This window comes from Neobacillus niacini (assembly GCF_023715415.1).
GTDB classification, from domain to species: Bacteria; Bacillota; Bacilli; order Bacillales; family Cytobacillaceae; genus Neobacillus; species Neobacillus niacini_C.
The window spans coordinates 240,272-260,793 of the sequence record NZ_JAMBOB010000006.1 but is presented as its reverse complement, the minus strand read 5'-3'; the positions used below and the strand labels follow the sequence as shown (position 1 = coordinate 260,793).

Below are 20,522 nucleotides of genomic sequence, written 5' to 3'. Positions count from 1 at the left end.
TATTTTTTTTTCAGTGTTACTTATTCAACGTTTACTTGAGCTAGCAATCGCACGTAGAAATGAAAAGTGGATGAAAGAGCGAGGGGCGATCGAATTTGGTATGAGACATTATCAATTTATTGTCCTGATGCATTCTATGTTTTTTGTTTTTTTTCTTTTTGAAAAAGTTACCTTTTCTCGTGAGTTATTATCTTTTTGGCCGTTGTTAGCTGCCGTTTTTGTATGTGCGCAGCTAATCAGAGTGTGGGCGATTTCGTCGCTTGGCCGGTATTGGAATACAAAGATTATTGTTTTACCTAATGTAGAGGTGGTCAGAAAAGGGCCATATAGGTTTATCAAACATCCAAACTATTTAGTTGTCTCCATTGAACTCATGGTTGTACCATTGATGTTCGGTGCATACATAACAGCTTGCTTGTTTACGTTATTAAATGTGCTCATGCTGTCGATTCGCATACCTGCTGAAGAAAAAGCGCTGCAAGAGCTAACCAAATATGAAGGAAGCTTTGAAAGCTGTAATCGCTTTTTACCAAAATTGTTAAATAAATATGACAATTAACTTATCTATGTTGAAAATGATTATCAGCTGTGATATTCTATGTTTAAAGAAGAATGAAAATCATTCTCACTTCATTTGAGCGGATAGGAAGGTGTATCTTATGGCTTTTGCATTTGTAGGTGGAACGGTAATCATATACGCATTTGTCATGAAGCACGTCTTAAAAAATGTAACACGTTAAGTGATATATTACGTTAAGCCAGGGAGGAATCCTTGGCTTTTTCTTTTTGTAAAATGAAAATGGTACCTATAGTGATTTAAGAGTATGGGGAAAGGGCATTTGGGTAACTGTAGGAGGTCTGGAGTGACCGAAGAGCATACGGAAAAAGTCTTTGGGTAAATGCAGGAGGTCTGGAGTGACCGAAGAGCATATGGAAAAAGGTTTAGGGTAAATGCAGGAGGTCTGGAGTGACCGAAGAGCATATGGAAAAAGCTTTAGGGTAAATGCAGGGGGTCTGGAGTGACCGAAGTTCTAATGGGAAAGCGTATTCGGTCACTCCAATAAATTTAATCTTTCAATCTTTTAAATATAGTAAGTAGTATGCCTTGTTCCTACCGTCTTATAATGTTTCTGCAGTATCCGCCTAATCTGTTTCTTGGATTCAATCACCTTACACCACTGAAAAACCAGATTGGTGGTGATTTTTATAGCTGGAAAGAGTAGCTGCAGCTCCTCCACAGACCGCAGTATTCCATTTTCTACCTTCTCGACAAGTCCACACACATTGCAGACTATTTTAGTCTCTCCCGCTAAAACTAAGAAGGAATGACATGAAAAACATGTTAAGCCTTTAATCAATAGTTCATAGGTATATGGGGGTACCCGGGTGTAGGGAGATGCAGGTTTATGCTCCTTCACTAAATAGTCAGCTATTTTATAGTGATCATCAGTTAATACAGAGGGTTTTCTATTAAATTCCTCCAAGTATTTAGAGAGTTGAGTGGGATAAATAATAGGCTTGTCCAATGGTGCTTGGTAGAGGGTAAATGCTGGATTAACAAAGAAGACATTGGATTTTATGGGAATAGAGTAATTTACCTTTTGGAAAGTTTGCAGGAGTAAAGTTTCGCTCCTTTTTATTTGATCAAGCGGATTCTGAATCACAGTATCATTCATTACATAGAACTGATTAGATTTATAATAATAATCCCCCTCGTAATTTTTTACTTCACAAGGAAAATGAGTGCCTTGGCCAATGATAAAGGAATCTATTTGAAAATTAGTAGAGCTTGTTTCTAGCCGCAAATCATTTAAGACTAAAAATTTTTTGGGATCCAGCTCCTCAGTTAATTGATCAAACATCACCTCGCCTTTAAAACCCTTTTCAAGGTACAAATAGATTTTTTGCTCTTTGCTGGGTAAAACCATACGATTATTTAAGAATCTAAACAACTTTAATTCCTCTGACTCGATACGTTCTTTATAGGCCATAGTCCACATCCTTAACTGGTGATAATTCAATAGTACCTGAGCGACAAAAAATAATGCGTGAATATTATGTTAACAAATTATGTTTTCAAGATAGGAAAAGTTTGAATTATCGTATAAAATATAAAATATTACAAAGTTGTGAACAAGGGGAAGAAACTATGGTGCAAACGGCAAATAAGCAAGAAACGATTTTATCACTCAAAAATAAGATTCTTGCTTTATATGATTATCTTATTGAACAGGGTGATACTGAGAACGCAGAAAAAACAAAGCAGTTAGCGAAGAAAATGCAGAACCGTGAGTTTATGATTGCTTTTTGTGGTCACTTTTCAGCTGGAAAGTCAACGATGATTAACAAAGTGGTCGGCGAGAACTTGCTGCCATCAAGTCCGATTCCCACCAGTGCGAACCTCGTAAAGGTAAAATCAGGTGAGGAATATGCGAAGGTTTTTTTCAAAAATGAGAAGCCGCGGGTGTACTTAGCACCTTACGATTATGAATTAGTTAAGAAATACTGCAAGGATGGCGACCAAATCGAGGAAATAGAAATCAGCCATGCAGACTCTCAGTTACCTGAAAACACCGTTATTATGGATACACCAGGAATTGATTCAGCAGATGATGCGCACAAGGTGGCAACGGAATCTGCTATCCACCTTGCCGACCTAGTTTTATACGTGATGGATTATAACCACGTCCAAGCTGAGCTGAATTTTTTATTCACAAAAGAGTTGACGGAAGCTGGGAAAGAAGTTTATCTCGTAATTAACCAGGTAGATAAGCATAAGGAAGAAGAGCTATCGTTCCGTCATTTTCAAGATAGTGTCAAGAATGCTTTTGGGGCATGGGGAGTTAAGCCGGCACGAATTTTTTATACTTCACTAAAGTTCCAAGACCATAAATTGAACGAATTTGATGAATTGAAAGCTTTTATCGCACAGAAATTGCAGAATAAGGATCAACTTCTACAGCAATCCATTTTTCACTCTCTGAAAAAAATTGCTCTTGACCACCTAGACCAAGATCGCAATAAAAGGGGAGAAGAACTTCAGCCTGTTTTTGATTTGTTAAATGAACTACCAGAGGAAGAAAAACAGGAACTAATCCAAACGTATCAATCCATCAGTGCAAACCTTCAGACTCTTGAAAAAGGGGTTGAGGAAACTGAAAACGAAATAGATAAAGAAATAGCAAAAATCTTGAACAATGCCTATTTGATGCCTTTTCAAACAAGAGAATTAGCGGAAGCATTTCTTGAAGCAGCACAGCCGGAGTTTAAGGTAGGCTTTCTTTTTTCAAAACAGAAAACGTTAGAAGAAAAGAATGCTCGTCTTGATAGACTCTACCAGGACTTGCTAGAGAAAACGAAGTCACAGCTTGAATGGCATTTGCGTGAATATTTAATTGCCATTCTCAAGAACAACAGTATAGATGACCAAGATCTTCAAAATAAGGCGCAATCTTTTTCCATCAATGTTCCGATTGAATTAATCGTACAGACGGTTAAGCAAGGTGCCCGTCTATCCGGTGAATATGTGCTTCACTACACAGAGGACTTGGCGAATGGAATCAAAAAAATTGCAAGAGAAGGTATTTTGGATTTTAAACAGGCACTCATTCCAGTATTAGCAGCAAAAACAAATCAGTTAACACAAATGTATCAAGAAGAGTTCAAGAATATGGAGCAATATGTAGGTGCACTCACTGAAAAAGAAAATTTTGAAAAAGAAACAGCGGCAAAAGAGGCTAAAGTAGAGAAGTTGCTGAATGAAGTAACAGAAAACCAAACCGATGACAATTTACTTTTTCAGCAAGAGGAAGAAGAAGCGGAAGTCGTTTATGGCCAGGAACTCGCCGAACCAGTAGCTGTTCAGAAAAAACTCGAGGTAACAAAGGAAAAAACAAACGTTGCCAAGAATAATGAAACAGCACAAGCAAGAAGTCATTTACAAAGCATGGTTGCTCGTCTAAACCAATCAGCTCAGTTAATTGATAACCTGCCGGGCTTTAAAAAGCTTGCTAAGGAACTGGAAGATAAAGCAGATCGTTTGGCTAACAAAGGGTTTACTGTTGCATTGTTTGGTGCCTTTAGTGCGGGTAAATCATCCTTTGCAAATGCACTTATGGGGGAAAAGGTGCTGCCAGTATCTCCTAATCCGACAACTGCGGCCATTAATAAAATCAAGCCTGTAACACCGCAATATCAGCATGGCACGGTGCTTGTGAAATTTAAAGAATCCAGCGCAATGCTTGAGGATGTAAACCGCTCCTTGAAATTATTTGACCTGCAAAGTCCTTCCTTAGAAGCTGCATCGAACGAAATTGATAAGGTTATGCTTGAAAAAGGGCAGGAAGGGGTAGCGGAAAAAACACACTATGCATTCTTACAGGCATTTAAAAAGGGATTCCTCTTACACGGAAAACAGCTCGGAAGTGTGTTAGAAACAGACTTAAATGAATTTGCTGATTTCGTAGCGTTAGAAGAGAAGTCGTGCTTTGTAGAATGGATTGAGCTTTATTATGATTGTGAACTGACTCGCAAAGGAATTACACTCGTTGATACTCCAGGAGCAGATTCAATCAATGCCCGCCATACGGGAGTAGCATTTGATTATATTAAAAATTCAGATGCAATTCTTTTTGTTACGTATTATAACCATGCCTTTTCAAAAGCAGACCGGGAGTTCTTAATCCAGCTTGGCCGCGTGAAGGAGTCCTTCCAGCTAGATAAAATGTTCTTTATTATTAATGCCATAGACTTAGCGGAGAATGAGGAAGAGAAGGAAACCGTTGAGGAGTATGTTACAGAACAATTAATTAAATATGGAATCCGGAAACCGCATCTCTATCCATTATCTAGTTTGTTAGCTCTAAAGGAAAAAGTTGAACCAAACAAAGATGAAAAGTCCGGAATGGGGGATTTTGAAGGGGATTTCTATCATTTTATTTCAAATGATTTAACCGAAATGGCCATTACCTCTGCCGGAAATGAATTAAATCGTGTCCAGGAGTTGGTTGGAAATCTAATTCATAGTTCTAAAGAAGACCAATCCGTAAAAGACAAAAAACGTACTGAAATAGAAAAACAAAAGGCCATGATTAAAGAATTACTAGGAAAACAAACACCTGAAACATTGCAAAAACGTATGACGCTAGAGGGTGAAGAACTCCTCTACTATATTAAACAAAGAGTATTCCTGCGCTTTGGTGATTTTTTCAAAGAGGCATTTAATCCTGCTACCTTAAGAGATGACGGAAGAAATTTAAAGAAGGCATTGCAATCTGCTTTGGATGAAATGTTAGAAAGCTTAGGCTTCGATTTCGCTCAGGAGCTGCGGGCAACTACGGTCAGACTAGACGCTTTTGCACAAAAAGTGTTAATCGACTATCATACCGCCCTCACGCGGAATATGAAAGAAATCAATAAGGATTTATCTTTTGCACCATTTGAAATGAAATATGCAGGGGAAATAGAGTTTCCTATAGCTTTTAGTAATCTAAATAAACAGCTGTTTACGAAAGCTCTGTCTTATTTTAAAAATCCAAAGTCCTTTTTTGAAAAAAATGAAAAGAAGCTTATGAGTGAAGAGTTAAATCTTGTTTTAAATGACCCTGCAGATGATTATCTAAAATCTGAAGGGGAAAATTTAGCTGCTTTTTACACTCAAATAGTGACTGACCAATTCGAAAAGTTAGTAACCCAAATTGAAGAACAGGCAGACGATTTTTATTTGAGCCTTCTTACTGCATTAGATGGGGGAGTCTCCATCGAGAAATTACAAGAAGTTTATCAAAAACTGGAAGAGTCTAAGTAGTAACTTATTGGGGGATATCTATGAATTATATTATTGACAAAGAATGGCTGTTAAAAAATTTAAAAGATCCTCATGTGCGTATTGTGGATTGCTCTTTTTCGTTAGCAGACCCTAAAGGCGGCAGACAGGAATATGATAAAAATCATATTCCTGGAGCTGTATATTTTGATCTTGAGCAAGATTTATCGGGCGAAATTGGAAATCATGGCGGCCGACACCCATTGCCAAACATCGAAGAGTTTATTAATAAGCTTGAAAAAGCGGGTATTGATGAAAACACAAAGGTGATTGCCTATGACCAAGGAGAAGGTGCTTTTGCCGCAAGATTTTGGTGGATGCTAAAATACCTTGGACATGAAAAAGTGTATGTTTTGGATGGAGGCTTTAAAGGCTGGAAGGAAGAAAATTACCCTGTTTCATCAGAGTTGCCCACTTTTAATAAAGCTTCATTTAAGTCAAATATTAATCATGACCTGCTCGCAAGTATGGAGGAAGTAAGGGCGGTTGCGGATGGACAAGTTTCCAATACAATCCTTATTGATTCAAGGGAAGAAAGAAGATATTTAGGTTTAGAAGAGCCCATAGATAAAAAGGCCGGCAGGATTCCTGGGGCATTGAATAAACCATGGTTCGAAGGATTAAACGCCGGTTACTATAAGCAAGCACAAGTCCAAAAACAACGTTTCGCAGACATTAATCCTGAAAACGAAATCATTGTTTATTGTGGTTCAGGCGTAACAGCTGCACCGAATTTTCTAGCACTTAAAACGGCTGGATTTGAAAAGGTAAAACTTTACTTGGGAAGTTTTAGCGATTGGATTTCCTATCAAGAAAACGAGATAGAGTAAGTTTTTATGTTATAATAGAAATCGTGTTTCAATTGATGGGAGGTCAATATATTGGAAAATCAAAAACCTTCACTTATGTTAGTTGATGGAATGGCATTATTATTTCGTGCTTTTTATGCTACGGCTGTTTCAGGTCAGTTTATGATAAATTCAAAAGGAATTCCGACGAATGGAATTCACGGCTTCATTAAACATTTATTTACTGCAGTATCTTCCTTTAATCCATCCCATGTAGCAGTTTGCTGGGATATGGGCAGTAAAACATTTCGTTCAGAATTATTCGATGCCTATAAAGGAAATCGCAGTGAAGCACCAGTCGAATTAATTCCTCAATTTGATATAGTTAAAGATGTAGTCGCTGCATTTGATATCCCTAATATTGGTTTAGCGGGCTATGAAGCAGATGACTGTATTGGTACGATTGCTTATCAGGCAAGAGAACATGCAGATGTTTCAATCCTAACAGGTGACCAAGATATCCTTCAGCTTCTAGATGAAAGTATCTCGGTTATATTAATGAAAAAAGGCTATGGAAATTATCTTGTTCATACTCCTGATACCTTCTTTGAAGAAAAAGGCATCAAGCCCCGACAAATGATTGATTTAAAGGCACTTATGGGAGACCCTAGTGATAATTATCCTGGAGTTAAGGGTATTGGTGAGAAAACCGCTCTTAAGCTTTTAAAGGAATTTGAGCATGTTGAAGGGATCATTTCGAATCTAGATCGTCTTTCTAAATCTCACAAAACGAAAATTGAGCAGGATTTAGAAATGCTTCATTTATCACGTTTACTAGCTGAAATTAAATGCGATGTCCCAGTCAGCTGTGACTTACAAGAAGCTGGCCTTAAAATTGAAAAAGACAAAGCTTTAGACAAATTAAATGAATTAGAACTTCGCGGCTTGCACCGTCTGCTTCCGCTTGAAGCTTCCTTTATATCTTAAAATGTAAGGCTGTCCTAATATAGGGCAGCCTTTTTCCATGCTGTTATTTTGTATTTTTTTTCTTTTGTGCATTTTCTAATTTGCTTTTTGGTTCCTCAGCGAATTCTGCATCTTGACCATATCCTTGTGGATTGACCCCAGGAGCCTTTACACCGCGATTAGCATGACCGTTTTTGCTCATCCTTCTCACCTCCCATTTTTTTAGTATTTCCACGCGAGAATAATAAAACTCAACTTTCTAAACAATAAAGATAAGAGGTGATAAATATGAACAAAGGTGTTTATTTAGCCCTTTCTAGTATTGCTTTAGCACAGGGCTTAAAGATTCCCATTCATTATTACAAAAAGAAAGAGTGGCGCCCAGACCTCTTTTTTCAAACAGGTGGGATGCCAAGCTCCCACTCAGCTGGAGTTTCAACACTAACCACCTATATAGCTCTACAACGAGGGCTGCCAACATTTGATTTTGCACTATCGCTGGTTTATGGATTAATTGTCATGTACGACGCACAGGGGATACGACGTCAAACAGGTGAACTCACCTTAAAAGTCAATTCCATGCATGATTTGATTGAAAAAGTGGATAAAGAAGAAAGTGTAGAATTCGAACAAGAAGCTCCAAAAAAGCTAAAGGAAATGTTAGGTCATCAGCCTGAAGAAGTAATTGGCGGTGCCGTTTTTGGGGCATTAGTCGGAGTCATTGGGCATTTATGCACAAAAAAGAGTAGAAAATTGTCGAAATTTAAGTTAAAATCTGATAGTAGATGGTTTTAAATTGCTTGGAGAGGGATGGAGAAGCCAGTGCGAACAGTTGATGAGTACTTGCATTACCTAGAAGGAAAAGGATTTCAATTTCAAGAGGATGCAATTGGGTTTATTTACTTTGGAAAACAATATACCAATGCTTCCGATGAATTGATTAATTCCGCAATAGAGATCACATTAAAAGCCCAGAAGAGCTTTGATGGCAGCTTTTATGTGTCATTATTAGAAACCCTTGTTTCGAGCAAAATACAAACAAGAAATGCGGCACTGAAGTTCGTTAAAGAAAGAGAACTAGTGGCAATATAGACAAAAATCCTCCTTATTTGGGAGGATTTTTGTTTTAACCTTGAAAGCTCTTATCTTTTCTCAGCAATGGGAATTTGTTTGCGGGAAGCTCTGCAAAAATCATCCCTGCAAAAATCAGTAAGCAGCCAAATAGTGCACTATAGGATAAGCGTTCAGCTGCCCAATAATAGCCGGCAATGGCCGCAAACACGGGCTCCATCGCAAAGATTAACGCCACCCTTGTTGCCGTGGTATATTTTTGAAAATTTGTTTGAATCAAAAATGCTAATGCGGTAGCAAAAATACTTGTAATGATTAAAGCAATCATTACATCTTTCGAGAGTAAGATTTCTACGTTAAAGGATTTTCTCCAATCCTCAAATAAAAAGGCAGAAATAATCGATAATATCGCTACGGTGGAAATTTGTATGACTGTTAACAATAAAGTTGGATATTTGTTTGAGAACTTTCCTGTGAAAATGATTTGAAGGGCAAAGCTAATGGCGCAAATGAACACGAAGCCATCCCCAATATTTAATGAAGAAACGTCAGTCATTGTTAGCAGAAATAAACCAAAGGTTGCAATCGAAACCCCGATTACTGCATTCCTGCTCGGAAACTGTTTTAATAAAAACATCGAAAACAGTGGCACGAAGATTACACTCAGCCCCGTAATAAAACCTGCTTTAGAAGTGGTTGTATATAATAGGCCAATCGTTTGGGTCGCATACCCAAGGAAGAGCCAAAAACCAATAAATACACCTGAAGCAAGCATTCTTATGTTTAAAAAAACTAGCTGCTTTCGTTCAAAGAAAAACAGCCATACTAACAGCATGAGTGCTGCTGCTAGAAAACGGATTCCATTAAAGGAAAAGGGTTCAAGCAGTCCAATCGCATTTTGAACGAGGACAAACGTTGTACCCCAGATAAATGTAACAAATAGTAAGCTGATATCAGCAAAAATAGGCTTTTTCATGCTGCTTTATTCTTCCTCCAATGTATTTTTTCGTATTGCAAGGCGGGCCAATTCATCTGCTACTTTATTTTCGATGCTTGGAATCCACTTCATAAAAAATAAATCAAATTGTTTCGATAACTGTAATGCCTGATCTAGAAGGGGAGCATAAAGTTTATTTTTTGCAAATTCCTTCTCGACCGCTTTATTAACTAATTCGGAATCAGTCCGAAAGGATACAACCGAATGTGAAAATCCTTTTTCTAAGCAAAGCTCTAAAGCTTTAATAAAAGCATGATACTCAGCCTCGTGATTTGACATCATTCCGAGCGGGATTGAAAATTTTTCGGCTGTGCCATTCCCTTTTATGAAAATTCCAGCACCGCTTGGTCCTGGGTTGCCAGCACTGGCACCGTCTATATAGACTTCAATCATAGCTGAACCTCCAGTTCATAATATTGAAAGTTTATCATAATCTAACACAAAACGCAGGAAATATATTTTTCCTATTTCTACGTTGTTGAAGTGGGTATGCTAAGACTAAATGTTTAAACATATTGTAAGAAAGTGGAATCATAAATTCTTTCTTTTCAACTCAGAAATTTTCTTTAGAAAGGTTGAAAATCATGAAATATAAACTTGAGTGGAATTATAAGACAGGCAGAAATGAAAAAATACAATTTACCTCTGATTGGATTTCTACAGAATTGGCCATACAAGTTGGTGAAGAGCTAGAAAAACTAGGAAAAGCAAGTGACATCTACTTTTATGATGAAGTAGGAACCTCTTGGATATTAAAGGAACTGAAAAAGCTGGTAACGGAAATTGAAGATGATCCTCATGAAATCACTGTATATTTTGATGGTGGATTTCAAAAGGAAACAAATACAGCCGGTCTTGGTGTAGTAATATTTTTTAAACAAGGGAAAAAGAAATATCGAATAAGGGCAAATGAAGTATTCGATGAATTAGAAACAAATAATGAAGCAGAATATGCAGCCTTTTATTATGGTTTAACGCTATTAGAGGAATTAGGCGTTCATCATTTGCCTTGTGAATTTAAAGGGGATTCACAGGTCGTCTTAAAGCAGCTTGAAGGAGAATGGCCTTGCTATGAGGATGTGCTCAATGCTTGGCTTGACAGGATTGAAGAAAAAATTAAAGCACTCTCCCTGACACCAAAGTACACACCAATTCCAAGAAATGATAATAAAGAAGCAGATAAATTGGCAACTCAAGCATTAGAGGGGAAGGAAATCTTTGCAAAGACACAAATTATTTAAGAAACGGGGTGCCTTAGACTCGTGAAAAATTCTAGTAGACAAGAACTGTTTAATCGTGTTGAATCCCTATTAGGTCAATATTGTAATGGCTGTTTTGTTCATCAGCAGTTTAAACAAGATGGCGGCAGGAGGTTTGCCCATCGCTTTTGTATATCACAATGCACCGTAGGGGAAAAACTGCAGGAATATGGAAAAAAGTTGACATGATGATAGTTCTCAACTAAAAGTTCATTTTCAATAAGGCACCTGAAGAAATAGAAAAAAGGCTGACGGTATTTCGCCAGCCTTTGGTTAGTCATTAGATTAAAGTTTTACTACGTTAGCAGCTTGTGGTCCACGGTTTCCTTCAACGATTTCGAAAGAAACTTCTTGGCCTTCTTCTAAAGACTTGAAGCCTTCACCTGTAATAGCGCTGAAATGTACGAATACATCGTCTCCGCCTTCAACTTCGATAAAACCAAAACCTTTTTCATTGTTGAACCATTTTACTTTACCGTTTTGCATTTACTATTTCCTCCTAAGCCTTTCGAGACACTTTATATAGTGTCAAAGATAAATATTATCATGTACATAAAGATAATATTATTACTATTCAATTAATGATACATGACGCTTTAAATATACATGAATATTTTTGGGCAGTCAAGGAAAGAAAGCGCTTTTTTAACCAGTGAATCGTATTTTCATGCAATCTTCAAAATTAATAATCTATCTGAACATAAAATTTTATCAGCCTCATATTCTTATACAAATGGTTGATAAAGGGTGAGGAATAATGTACCGATTTTCGATTGAGGGAGATGAATGGATTTTAAGATTCTCGCCGCAAGTCTTCATTGAGGCCGAAGAAAAACAAGTTGTCTTGATGTCATTGCTTCAAATCGGAAATGATTTATCATCTTATTCACATGGAGATGCCTTTCTCATGTTCACGAAGAAGATAGGTGCAATTGTTTTTGATGTTGAAAGGATTCCATCATTTATTTTGACTGTATCGAATATCATTCCAGAAGAAAATTGGTATATGCAAGATTCAAGCTTGAAACTTATGCAATAATACTGCAAGCAGGTGGGTGGCTAAATTGGCTGCCCTTTTTTGTTTCGATTTTTCACAAATTAGACATAAATAGTAGAACCACTATTTCGTGACATCTGCTAATATATGGATGAATATAACGGTAATTATTATCAAACAATAATAATTATTATTAATCACATAAATATAGGGTTAACTATGTTAATTCCTTATTTTATCACAAAGTTTGTGAAATATTGAACATTATCTGATTTAAGGAGGTCTTAATTGTGGATGCAGTATTGCTGGCGAGAACTCAATTTGCCGCAACAACCATTTTTCACTTCTTCTTTGTACCGCTTTCCATTGGGTTAGTCTTTATGGTTGCCTTAATGGAAACCTTGTACGTGATGAAAAAGAATGAAGTTTACAAGAAAATGGCAAAGTTTTGGGGACATCTATTTTTAATTAACTTTGCAGTCGGAGTCGTAACAGGAATCATTCAAGAATTTCAATTTGGGATGAACTGGTCAGATTATTCAAGATTTGTAGGTGATGTTTTTGGTGCACCGCTTGCAATTGAAGCGCTTCTAGCCTTTTTTATGGAATCAACATTTATTGGATTATGGATATTTGGCTGGGATCGTTTATCTGCAAAAGTTCATTTAGCCTGTATCTGGCTAGTGTCACTCGGAACCATTCTATCTGGATTTTGGATTTTAACTGCCAATTCCTTTATGCAGGTTCCAGTTGGATTTGAGATGAATAAAGGGCGCGCCGAGATGAATGATTTCTTTGCATTAATCACGAATGGGCAACTATTAGTAGAATTCCCGCATGTATTAACTGGTGCGCTATGTACTGCAGCATTCTTTGTTGCAGGGGTAAGTGCTATTAATCTATTGAGAAAAAAGCATATTGAGTTTTATAAAAAATCAATGAAATTGGCTATTATCATTGGTTTAATTGGAAGTATCGGCACTGCCTTAAGCGGTCATACACAAGCACAATACTTAGTGAAAACACAGCCGATGAAAATGGCAGCAGCTGAAGGGATTTGGGAGGATACACCAGATCCAGCGCCTTGGTCAGCATTTGCTATTATTAATACCGAGAATCATGAGAATAAGTTTGAAATCAATATTCCCTATGCGATGAGTTTCTTAGCCTATTCAAAATTTGAAGGCAGCCTTAAAGGGATGGAGACACTCCAAAAAGAATATACCGCGAAATATGATTCTGTTGTTGGTGAAGGTACTAATTACATTCCTCCAGTTAAAACAACTTATTGGAGCTTTAGGCTCATGATTGGTTTTGGGGTGGCAATGATTCTCTTATCCTTTGCCGGTCTTTACTTATGGAGAAAAGGAAAATTGGAAAACAGCAACATATTTTTAAAGCTTCTATTACCAGCAATTTCATTTCCATTTTTGGCGAATACCGCAGGTTGGATTATGACCGAGGTGGGTCGTCAGCCATGGACTGTTTTTGGACTAATGACCACAGCAGATTCGATTTCTCCAAATGTTTCGGCAGGAATGATTCTATTTTCAACCATCCTGTATCTTCTAGTGTTCACTATACTATTAGGCGTAATGGTTTATTTAATGGTACGTGAAATTAAAAAGGGTCCGGAAGTTGGTCATGGTGTCATGGCGAAGGTAACAAGTGATCCATTTAAAAAGGTAGGTGCTTAAGATGGAATTAAGTGAATTATGGTTTGTCTTAATCGCCGTAGTTTTTATTGGTTTCTTTTTCCTAGAAGGATTTGACTTTGGTGTTGGTATGTCAACCAGGCTATTAGCTCGCAATCAAAATGAACGAACAGTTATGGTCAATACCATAGGGCCATTTTGGGATGCAAATGAGGTATGGCTTTTAACAGGTGGAGGCGCTATTTTTGCAGCCTTCCCACATTGGTATGCGACGATGTTCAGCGGCTATTACATGCCATTATTAGCGGTTCTTCTATGCTTAATAGGAAGAGGGGTTTCATTTGAATTCCGCCGTAAGGTCGAGAATCCACGATGGACCAATGTGTGGGACTGGGTTATTTTTATCAGCAGCTTATTGCCGCCCTTCCTATTGGGAGTTCTGTTTACAAGCATGCTTAGAGGTATGCCAATCAAAGAGGACATGAATATGTCAGCAGGGTTTACAGATTTCATTAATGTTTACTCTCTATGGGGTGGATTAACGGTCACACTACTCTGCTTCTTACATGGACTTAATTTCCTTTCTTTAAAAACAGAAGGGGAGATTCGTAAACGTTCAGCAGAGTTCGCAAAAAAAGTGACAGTAGCCGTACTAGGGTCACTTGTAGTCTTTGTAGCATTGTCGTGGTTTATGACAGATATTTTTGAGGTAAGGCGTATTCCTGAACTACTTCTTGTAGGATTAATTGTAGCAGCATATATAATGGTGTACTTTTTCAATCTGAAGAAACGTGAAGGATTATCGTTTACCATGTCCGGTCTTGGTTTAGCCTTCACCGTATCAGCCATCTTTGTAGGTCTATTTCCAAGGGTGATGATTAGCAGTATTGATAAGGCTTTCGATTTAACAGTTTACAATGCAGCAAGCGGAGATTATTCGTTAAAAATAATGACCATCGTTGCATTTACCGTCTTACCCTTCGTATTAGGGTATACAATTTGGAGTTATTATGTTTTCCGGAAAAGAGTGAGTGACAAGGAGCATTTAACTTACTGATGGACAGGAAAATGATTTCTTATCAAGGGGCTAAAATGGTGTTGAGTCTTTTAGCCATTTTAACGGCCATTCAAGCTGCTGCTATTATTACTCAAGCATATTTTTTAGCACAAGCAATCTCCTCTCTATTTGGGGGAGATTTGTTTCTTAATGTTATCAAAGACTTATTGATTTTCTTAGTTGCTCTCTTTGTTCGACAGGTACTTACAGTTGTGAAAAAGAATATCGCCTACGATTTTGCAGCGAAAACGAGCAAGAGCTTTCGTGAAATATTACTAGAAAAAATATTTCAACTTGGACCGCGATTTACCCGCGAGGAAGGATCGGGACAGACCGTTACACTTGTAATGGAAGGAATCATGAAATTTCGTCGTTATTTGGAGCTGTACTTTCCTAAAATGATAAATGCTGCTTTGATACCTGGGATACTTGTTCTTTATATTTTCTTTGAAAATGTCCGTTCGGGGCTCATCTTAGTTCTGACCTTCCCAATTGTAATGATTTTTATGATTTTACTTGGTAAGGCTGCAAAAAGTAAGGCAGACAGCCAATATGAATCCTATCAAATGCTTTCTAATCATTTTGTTGACTCCTTAAGAGGATTAGAAACACTAAAGTATCTCGGTTTGAGTGTGCACCATATTGAAAAGATTGCCTGGGTAAGTGAACAATATAGAAAAACAACAATTGCAACATTACGGATTGCATTCTTATCCTCCTTTGCCCTCGACTTTTTTACGATGCTTTCGATTGCAACTGTGGCTGTATTCCTTGGATTGGGGTTAATTAATGGTAGTATGGAGCTGCACGCAGCATTAACCATTTTAATACTAGCACCCGAGTACTTCCTGCCAATCAAAGAGGTGGGGGCAGATTACCACGCAACATTAGATGGAAAAAATGCCGGTAACAAGATTCAAGAAATACTTAATCTTGACAGTAGTCTGCCAAAACAAGAAACTCTTGCACCTTGGGAATCTGCCAGCACTTTTACTGTATCTGGTATGAGTGTCAGATATAGTAATGAAGAAAAAACTGGTTTAAGTGATATCCAACTTTCGCTTTCGGGTTCAAAAAGAATTGGAATTATTGGTGCCAGTGGTTCAGGGAAATCCACCTTGATTGATGTGTTGAGTGGATTTTTAACACCTTCAAGTGGTGAAATTTTAATTAGTGGTAAAATGGTTACTTCCCTATGCCAGCAGGATTGGCAAAACCAAATAACCTATATCCCACAGCAGCCATATATTTTCCATGACACGGTGTTGAATAATATTCGATTTTACCATCCTGAAGCAACATTTGAAGAAGTAGAAGCAGCGATGGAAAAGTCTGGACTTAAAACAATGATAGATGAGCTGCCACAAGGGTTAGAGACTCAAATTGGGGAGGGGGGACGAATGATTAGCGGTGGACAGGAACAACGGATTGCTATCGCGCGATCATTCTTAGGCAATACTCCTATCATCATGTTTGATGAACCAACAGCTCATCTCGATATTGAAACAGAAGCAGAGCTGAAGGAAACCATGCTTCAATTATTTGAAGGAAAACTAGTGTTTTTTGCGACACACCGTCTACATTGGATGTTAGAAATGGACCAAATCCTTGTTCTTGACCATGGTGAGCTAGTTGAAACGGGAACACATGATGAATTACTTGCGAAGCGTGGCTATTATTATCAGCTTGTTTCATCAAAAATGGAGGGGAATCTATGAAAAAAAATAAATGGGTTCTTCCATATTTGAAACAGTATCGTGGTTTACTTTTTCTTTCTATACTCTTGGGGTCACTAACCATTCTCTTCGGTGGGGCTTTAATGTTTACCTCTGGATATCTTATCTCCAAATCGGCAACCATGCCTGAGTCCATTTTAATGGTCTATATCCCGATAGTTGGTGTTCGAACATTTGGTATTGGACGTGCCGTTTTAAGTTATCTAGAAAGGCTGGTTGGCCATCAGTTTGTACTTAAAATACTCTCTGGGCTGCGTGTTCAGTTATATAAAATCATTGAGCCGCAAGCACTGTTTATTCGATCGCGGTTTGGCACGGGAGATATTCTTGGAGTGCTCGCAGATGATATTGAACATCTTCAGGATTTCTATCTTAAAACATTGTTCCCGGCTATTATTTCATTGATTATCTATAGTGTATTGATCATTAGCGCTGGACTTTTCTCGCTTCCCTTTGCCATTTTGCTAGGCTGCTTAATTGGCCACATACTTTTTGTGGCTCCATTTGTTTCTTTTCTTTATTTCAGGGGTAAAAATAAAAAATTGAAACATGGCAGAAATCAGCTTTACCAACAGTTTACAGAAGCTGTTTTTGGGATTAGTGACTGGATATTTAGCGGACAAACAAAAACGTTTGTCCAAAGGTACGAAATAAAAGAGCAGGAACTACTAAAAGTTGATACTCAAAAACAATCATTCGTAAACTACCGGGATATTATGAATCAACTAATCATTGGTACAATCGAAATTGTGGGAATCTATTGGGCAAGCGATTTAACTGTGAGTGGAGAGATTCCTCCAACTTTAATAGCGGCTTTTGGCCTTGTTTTACTGTCGCTACTAGAATCCTTTCTACCAATCGCAGACGGGGTTAGTGAAACAACTAGCTATCAAGAGTCCTTGAAACGTCTAGATTCGATACAAATAAATAACATGTCAAAGAAAGAAATTAAAGCAATAGATATTTCCACTTCTCCGATTTTTATCGACTTAAATAACGTTTCTTTTGGTTATTCAGATAAATTATTGTTGGATGATTTTACCATGGAGATCAAACAAGGGGAGCGGCTAGCCATAATTGGAAGGAGCGGTACAGGGAAATCAACGCTATTAAAGCTCATTCAAGGTGTGTTATCTCCTTCTAGTGGTGAAGTAAAACTAAATGGAATAGATGCATATCAACTGGAACCTTGTATTGCTAAAATAATGGGTGTACTGAACCAAAAACCGTATATATTTAATACCTCCCTGTTAAACAATATTCGACTGGGAAATCCGGATGCAAGTGATGAAGAGGTTTATGAAGTATCTAAGATGGTTCAATTGGATGAAATGATTAGTGAATTGCCACAAGGATACGAAACAAATATGCAGGAAACAGGACAACGCTTCTCAGGAGGTGAGCGCCAAAGGATTGCATTAGCCCGTATTCTACTGCAAAAAACACCGGTGGTAATTTTGGATGAACCAACGGTTGGTCTTGATCCCATTACGGAGGTCAAACTGCTACAAACAATATTTGATACCTTAAAGGGAAAAACAGTTATCTGGGTGACCCACCATTTAATAGGAGTGGAGAAAATGGATCGCATTCTATTCTTAGAAAATGGAAAAATGGCAATGGCAGGCAATCACTCTCAGTTGCTCGAGCATGAAGAGAGATACCGCCGCTTATATAAACTAGATCGTCCGTTTCAAAAAGTATAAAATAGAGTCTGAGTTCAAAGTATAGGGTGCTCAGACTCTATAATGGTTTACACTGCTTTTTAATTTTCCACGTATTTTGTGTCTCTAAAACTATAAATCCTCTATTTTATCTCTGTTTAAGTTTTGAAAAAATTCCAAAATAAAGTTAAATTATTTTATTTATCAATCTATTGGTCTACTAATGGATATATTTTAATCCTTTACAAAAAGACAAATGAAGTGGGAAAATGAATGCTGGATGCTTTATCAAAAGGAGCAATCGTATGAAACTAATTATTGCTGAAAAGCCAGATCAAGGTTCAACACTGGCTTCTATATTTAAAAATAAAAAACAAAATGGTTTTATTGAAGTATTTCCGAATGAGACTTTTCCGAATGGTGCTTATGTCACATGGGCGATTGGGCATTTATGTCAGCTTGTAAATCCTGAAAACTATGAGCCGGGATGGAAGAAATGGTCTTTGGATAATCTGCCGATGATTCCAAATCAGTTCCAATATGAAGTAACGAAGGATAAAATAAAACAATTTTCCGTTATTCAAAAGCTGGTAAACAACCCTGCAGTAACAGAAATTATTCATGCCGGTGATGCCGGGCGTGAAGGTGAATTAATTATTCGTAATATTCTTCGGCTGACAGGTTGTAAGAAGCCAATGAAACGACTTTGGATCTCCTCTTTAACTGCTAACTCCATTCGAGAAGGGTTTAATAAATTATTAGAAGAAGATTATACAAGAAATTTATATTTTGAAGCGTACACCCGGGCTTGTGCGGATTGGGTAGTCGGAATGAATGCTTCACGGCTCTATAGCTTACTGCTGCAAAAACAAGGCTTTTCAGATGTGTTTTCAGTAGGACGAGTACAGACACCCACATTAGCACTAATAGTTAAAAGAGAATTAGAAATTGAAAATTTCAAATCCGAACCCTTTTGGGAAGTGATTGGCCATTTTAACATCGATGGCAAGAAATACAGCGGTAAGTGGCAGAATGATGGAGAATCACGGGTCAAAACAAAAGAAATGGCTGAAAAGGTTGCTGCGTTTTGCCGGGAAAAGCCTGCGGAAGTTTCAGATGTTATATCGGAAAGAAAAGAATTTTTACCACCCTTACTTTATAATCTCTCCTCACTTCAGGCTGAAGCAAATAAACGATACAAATTTTCACCAAAGAAGACTCTGGATGTGCTGCAAAAACTTTATCAAAAAGGAAATGTATCCTATCCACGCTCTGACTCGCGGCATGTAACGAAAGAAGAAGCAAATACATTTCCAGATATCCTTACGAAATTAAGTCATATCAATGGTTATGATAAATTCTTCCCACTGCCTGTGGAATCAATTGCTGATAACAAGCGATATGTAAATGAAAAAAAGGTTACAGATCACTATGCCATAATTCCTACTGAACAAATTCCAAATGTTGAAAGATTGGATCCAGATGAAAAGAAATTATATGACCTCATTGTCACAAGTTTAATTGCAGCGCATTATCCGAAAGCCATTGCTGAATATACGACGGTGACAACTTTAGTAGATGGACGAGCGGTTTTCCAATCGAAGGGAAAGGTCCAAATCGACGAAGGCTGGCGAAAGGTAATCAACCAAAAGGAAAAAGAGGAAGAACCGGCATTGCCGAAAGTTTCAAAAGGGGAACAAGGCCGTACGACAAAGGTCGATGTAAAAGAGAGCCAGACACAGCCTCCAAAGCGCTATACCGAAGGTCAGTTAATCACGTTAATGAAGACTGCCGGCAAGCATATCGAAGACAAGGAAATGGAAAAAATATTATCTAAGACAGAGGGTCTTGGTACAGAGGCGACAAGAGCAGGAATTATTACCATGCTGAAGGACCGAAAATATATTGATGTAACCAAGAACCTAGTTTATGCAACCTCAAAAGCTAGAATATTGATAGAAGCGATTGGTGAGGAAATTCTTGCTTCCCCAGAAATGACGGCAAAATGGGAGCAGAAATTAAAGGAAATTTCAGAGGGCTCTGCATCTCCAAAGAATTTCATGGAACAAACCAATAAAATGGTCTACCATCTGATATCTTCTGGAGTGGGACATTCTGCAAATTGGGTATTTTCAGAAGATGTTCGTGAAAATTTCACTCCAAGTAAGAAGATGACAAAGGGTAAAGGCGGTACGAAGTTGGGTAATTGTAAAAAATGTGATGGCTCGATTGTCGATAAAGGAAGCTTTTACGGTTGTTCGAACTATCAAAAAAACCAATGTAATTTCACAATATCCAAAAAGATACTTGGAAAAAACATTACCCAGAAGAATATTAAACTCCTTTTAACTGATGGGAAAACGGAGTTGATTGAAGGTTTTACGAATAAGGATAAAACATTTAATGCAAGGCTTTTTCTAGATGAACAGGAGAAAAGGGTAAAGTTTTTATTTGAAGAACAAAGTTCCAAAAGTGTGACAAAGTGATAATTCAACTTGTCACTATTTT

The 20,522-nt window shown here is 37.6% G+C and carries 19 protein-coding genes; 14 read left to right on the top strand and 5 right to left on the bottom strand.

Annotated elements, in window-relative coordinates; translation table 11 throughout:
* Positions 1–13: 13 nt before the first annotated feature.
* Complete coding sequence (locus tag M3189_RS15950) at positions 14–559, top strand: isoprenylcysteine carboxyl methyltransferase family protein (RefSeq protein WP_353057429.1); 546 nt, start codon at positions 14–16, stop codon at positions 557–559.
* 523 nt (positions 560–1,082) lie between these two features.
* Here the strand turns inward: M3189_RS15950 and M3189_RS15945 are convergent.
* Positions 1,083–1,991, bottom strand: a complete 909-nt coding sequence (locus M3189_RS15945) for a nuclease-related domain-containing protein (protein WP_251635125.1) — start codon at positions 1,989–1,991, stop codon at positions 1,083–1,085.
* 158 nt (positions 1,992–2,149) lie between these two features.
* On the opposite strand from M3189_RS15945, the gene M3189_RS15940 reads away from it, so the two are divergent.
* Genes M3189_RS15940 through M3189_RS15930 form a run of 3 tightly spaced genes read left to right on the top strand, consistent with a single transcriptional unit; the run spans position 2,150 to position 7,599 of the window.
* On the top strand, positions 2,150–5,806 hold the full coding sequence (locus M3189_RS15940) for a dynamin family protein (protein WP_251635123.1): 3,657 nt from the start codon (positions 2,150–2,152) through the stop codon (positions 5,804–5,806).
* A 20-nt stretch (positions 5,807–5,826) separates the two neighbouring features.
* Positions 5,827–6,654 (top strand): sulfurtransferase, encoded by an 828-nt coding sequence (locus tag M3189_RS15935; RefSeq protein ID WP_251635120.1) that lies wholly within the window; start codon positions 5,827–5,829, stop codon positions 6,652–6,654.
* Positions 6,655–6,705: 51 nt separating this feature from the next.
* On the top strand, positions 6,706–7,599 hold the full coding sequence (locus M3189_RS15930; RefSeq protein ID WP_285889690.1) for a 5'-3' exonuclease: 894 nt from the start codon (positions 6,706–6,708) through the stop codon (positions 7,597–7,599).
* A gap of 43 nt (positions 7,600–7,642) precedes the next feature.
* Here the strand turns inward: M3189_RS15930 and sspL are convergent, their stop codons facing one another.
* Entirely contained in the window at positions 7,643–7,780 is a 138-nt protein-coding gene (gene sspL, locus M3189_RS15925; protein WP_179159265.1) for a small, acid-soluble spore protein L, read from the bottom strand.
* 86 nt (positions 7,781–7,866) lie between these two features.
* Here sspL and M3189_RS15920 point away from each other — a divergent pair, with 86 nt between their 5' ends.
* Positions 7,867–8,373, top strand: a complete 507-nt coding sequence (locus M3189_RS15920; RefSeq protein WP_251635118.1) for a divergent PAP2 family protein — start codon at positions 7,867–7,869, stop codon at positions 8,371–8,373.
* 15 nt (positions 8,374–8,388) lie between these two features.
* Positions 8,389–8,670 carry a DUF6123 family protein gene (locus tag M3189_RS15915; RefSeq protein ID WP_251635116.1) on the top strand — a complete coding sequence of 94 codons (282 nt, stop codon included), beginning with the start codon at positions 8,389–8,391 and terminating at the stop codon, positions 8,668–8,670.
* Between the two features lie 34 nt (positions 8,671–8,704).
* Here the strand turns inward: M3189_RS15915 and M3189_RS15910 are convergent, their stop codons facing one another.
* Both M3189_RS15910 and M3189_RS15905 read right to left on the bottom strand, forming a co-directional pair.
* Entirely contained in the window at positions 8,705–9,625 is a 921-nt protein-coding gene (locus M3189_RS15910; RefSeq protein ID WP_251635108.1) for a DMT family transporter, read from the bottom strand.
* A gap of 6 nt (positions 9,626–9,631) precedes the next feature.
* Positions 9,632–10,039, bottom strand: coding sequence for a reverse transcriptase-like protein (locus M3189_RS15905; RefSeq protein WP_251635106.1), 408 nt, complete (start codon positions 10,037–10,039; stop codon positions 9,632–9,634).
* 191 nt (positions 10,040–10,230) lie between these two features.
* Here M3189_RS15905 and M3189_RS15900 point away from each other — a divergent pair, with 191 nt between their 5' ends.
* Both M3189_RS15900 and M3189_RS15895 read left to right on the top strand, forming a co-directional pair.
* Positions 10,231–10,887 carry a ribonuclease H family protein gene (locus tag M3189_RS15900; protein WP_251635104.1) on the top strand — a complete coding sequence of 219 codons (657 nt, stop codon included), beginning with the start codon at positions 10,231–10,233 and terminating at the stop codon, positions 10,885–10,887.
* Positions 10,888–10,908: 21 nt separating this feature from the next.
* Positions 10,909–11,094 carry a zinc-finger domain-containing protein gene (locus M3189_RS15895; RefSeq protein WP_251635102.1) on the top strand — a complete coding sequence of 62 codons (186 nt, stop codon included), beginning with the start codon at positions 10,909–10,911 and terminating at the stop codon, positions 11,092–11,094.
* A 96-nt stretch (positions 11,095–11,190) separates the two neighbouring features.
* Here the strand turns inward: M3189_RS15895 and cspD are convergent, their stop codons facing one another.
* Positions 11,191–11,391, bottom strand: coding sequence for a cold-shock protein CspD (cspD, locus tag M3189_RS15890; RefSeq protein WP_026563856.1), 201 nt, complete (start codon positions 11,389–11,391; stop codon positions 11,191–11,193).
* 271 nt (positions 11,392–11,662) lie between these two features.
* Between cspD and M3189_RS15885 the strand changes: the two genes are divergently transcribed.
* From M3189_RS15885 to M3189_RS15860, 6 genes are all read left to right on the top strand, one after another.
* Positions 11,663–11,944, top strand: a complete 282-nt coding sequence (locus M3189_RS15885) for a hypothetical protein (protein ID WP_251635100.1) — start codon at positions 11,663–11,665, stop codon at positions 11,942–11,944.
* Positions 11,945–12,192: 248 nt separating this feature from the next.
* Complete coding sequence (locus M3189_RS15880; protein WP_251635098.1) at positions 12,193–13,599, top strand: cytochrome ubiquinol oxidase subunit I; 1,407 nt, start codon at positions 12,193–12,195, stop codon at positions 13,597–13,599.
* 1 nt (position 13,600) lies between these two features.
* Positions 13,601–14,614 carry a cytochrome d ubiquinol oxidase subunit II gene (gene cydB / locus M3189_RS15875; protein ID WP_251635096.1) on the top strand — a complete coding sequence of 338 codons (1,014 nt, stop codon included), beginning with the start codon at positions 13,601–13,603 and terminating at the stop codon, positions 14,612–14,614.
* A complete protein-coding gene (gene cydD / locus M3189_RS15870; RefSeq protein WP_251635094.1) occupies positions 14,614–16,332 on the top strand; it encodes a thiol reductant ABC exporter subunit CydD in 1,719 nt (572 codons plus the stop codon). Before cydB ends, cydD begins: the two co-directional genes overlap by 1 nt.
* Positions 16,329–18,056 (top strand): thiol reductant ABC exporter subunit CydC, encoded by a 1,728-nt coding sequence (gene cydC / locus M3189_RS15865; RefSeq protein ID WP_251635091.1) that lies wholly within the window; start codon positions 16,329–16,331, stop codon positions 18,054–18,056. Before cydD ends, cydC begins: the two co-directional genes overlap by 4 nt.
* A gap of 263 nt (positions 18,057–18,319) precedes the next feature.
* Positions 18,320–20,500: a DNA topoisomerase III gene (locus M3189_RS15860; RefSeq protein WP_251635083.1), complete on the top strand. Its 2,181-nt coding sequence runs from the start codon at positions 18,320–18,322 to the stop codon at positions 20,498–20,500.
* Positions 20,501–20,522: the final 22 nt, after the last annotated feature.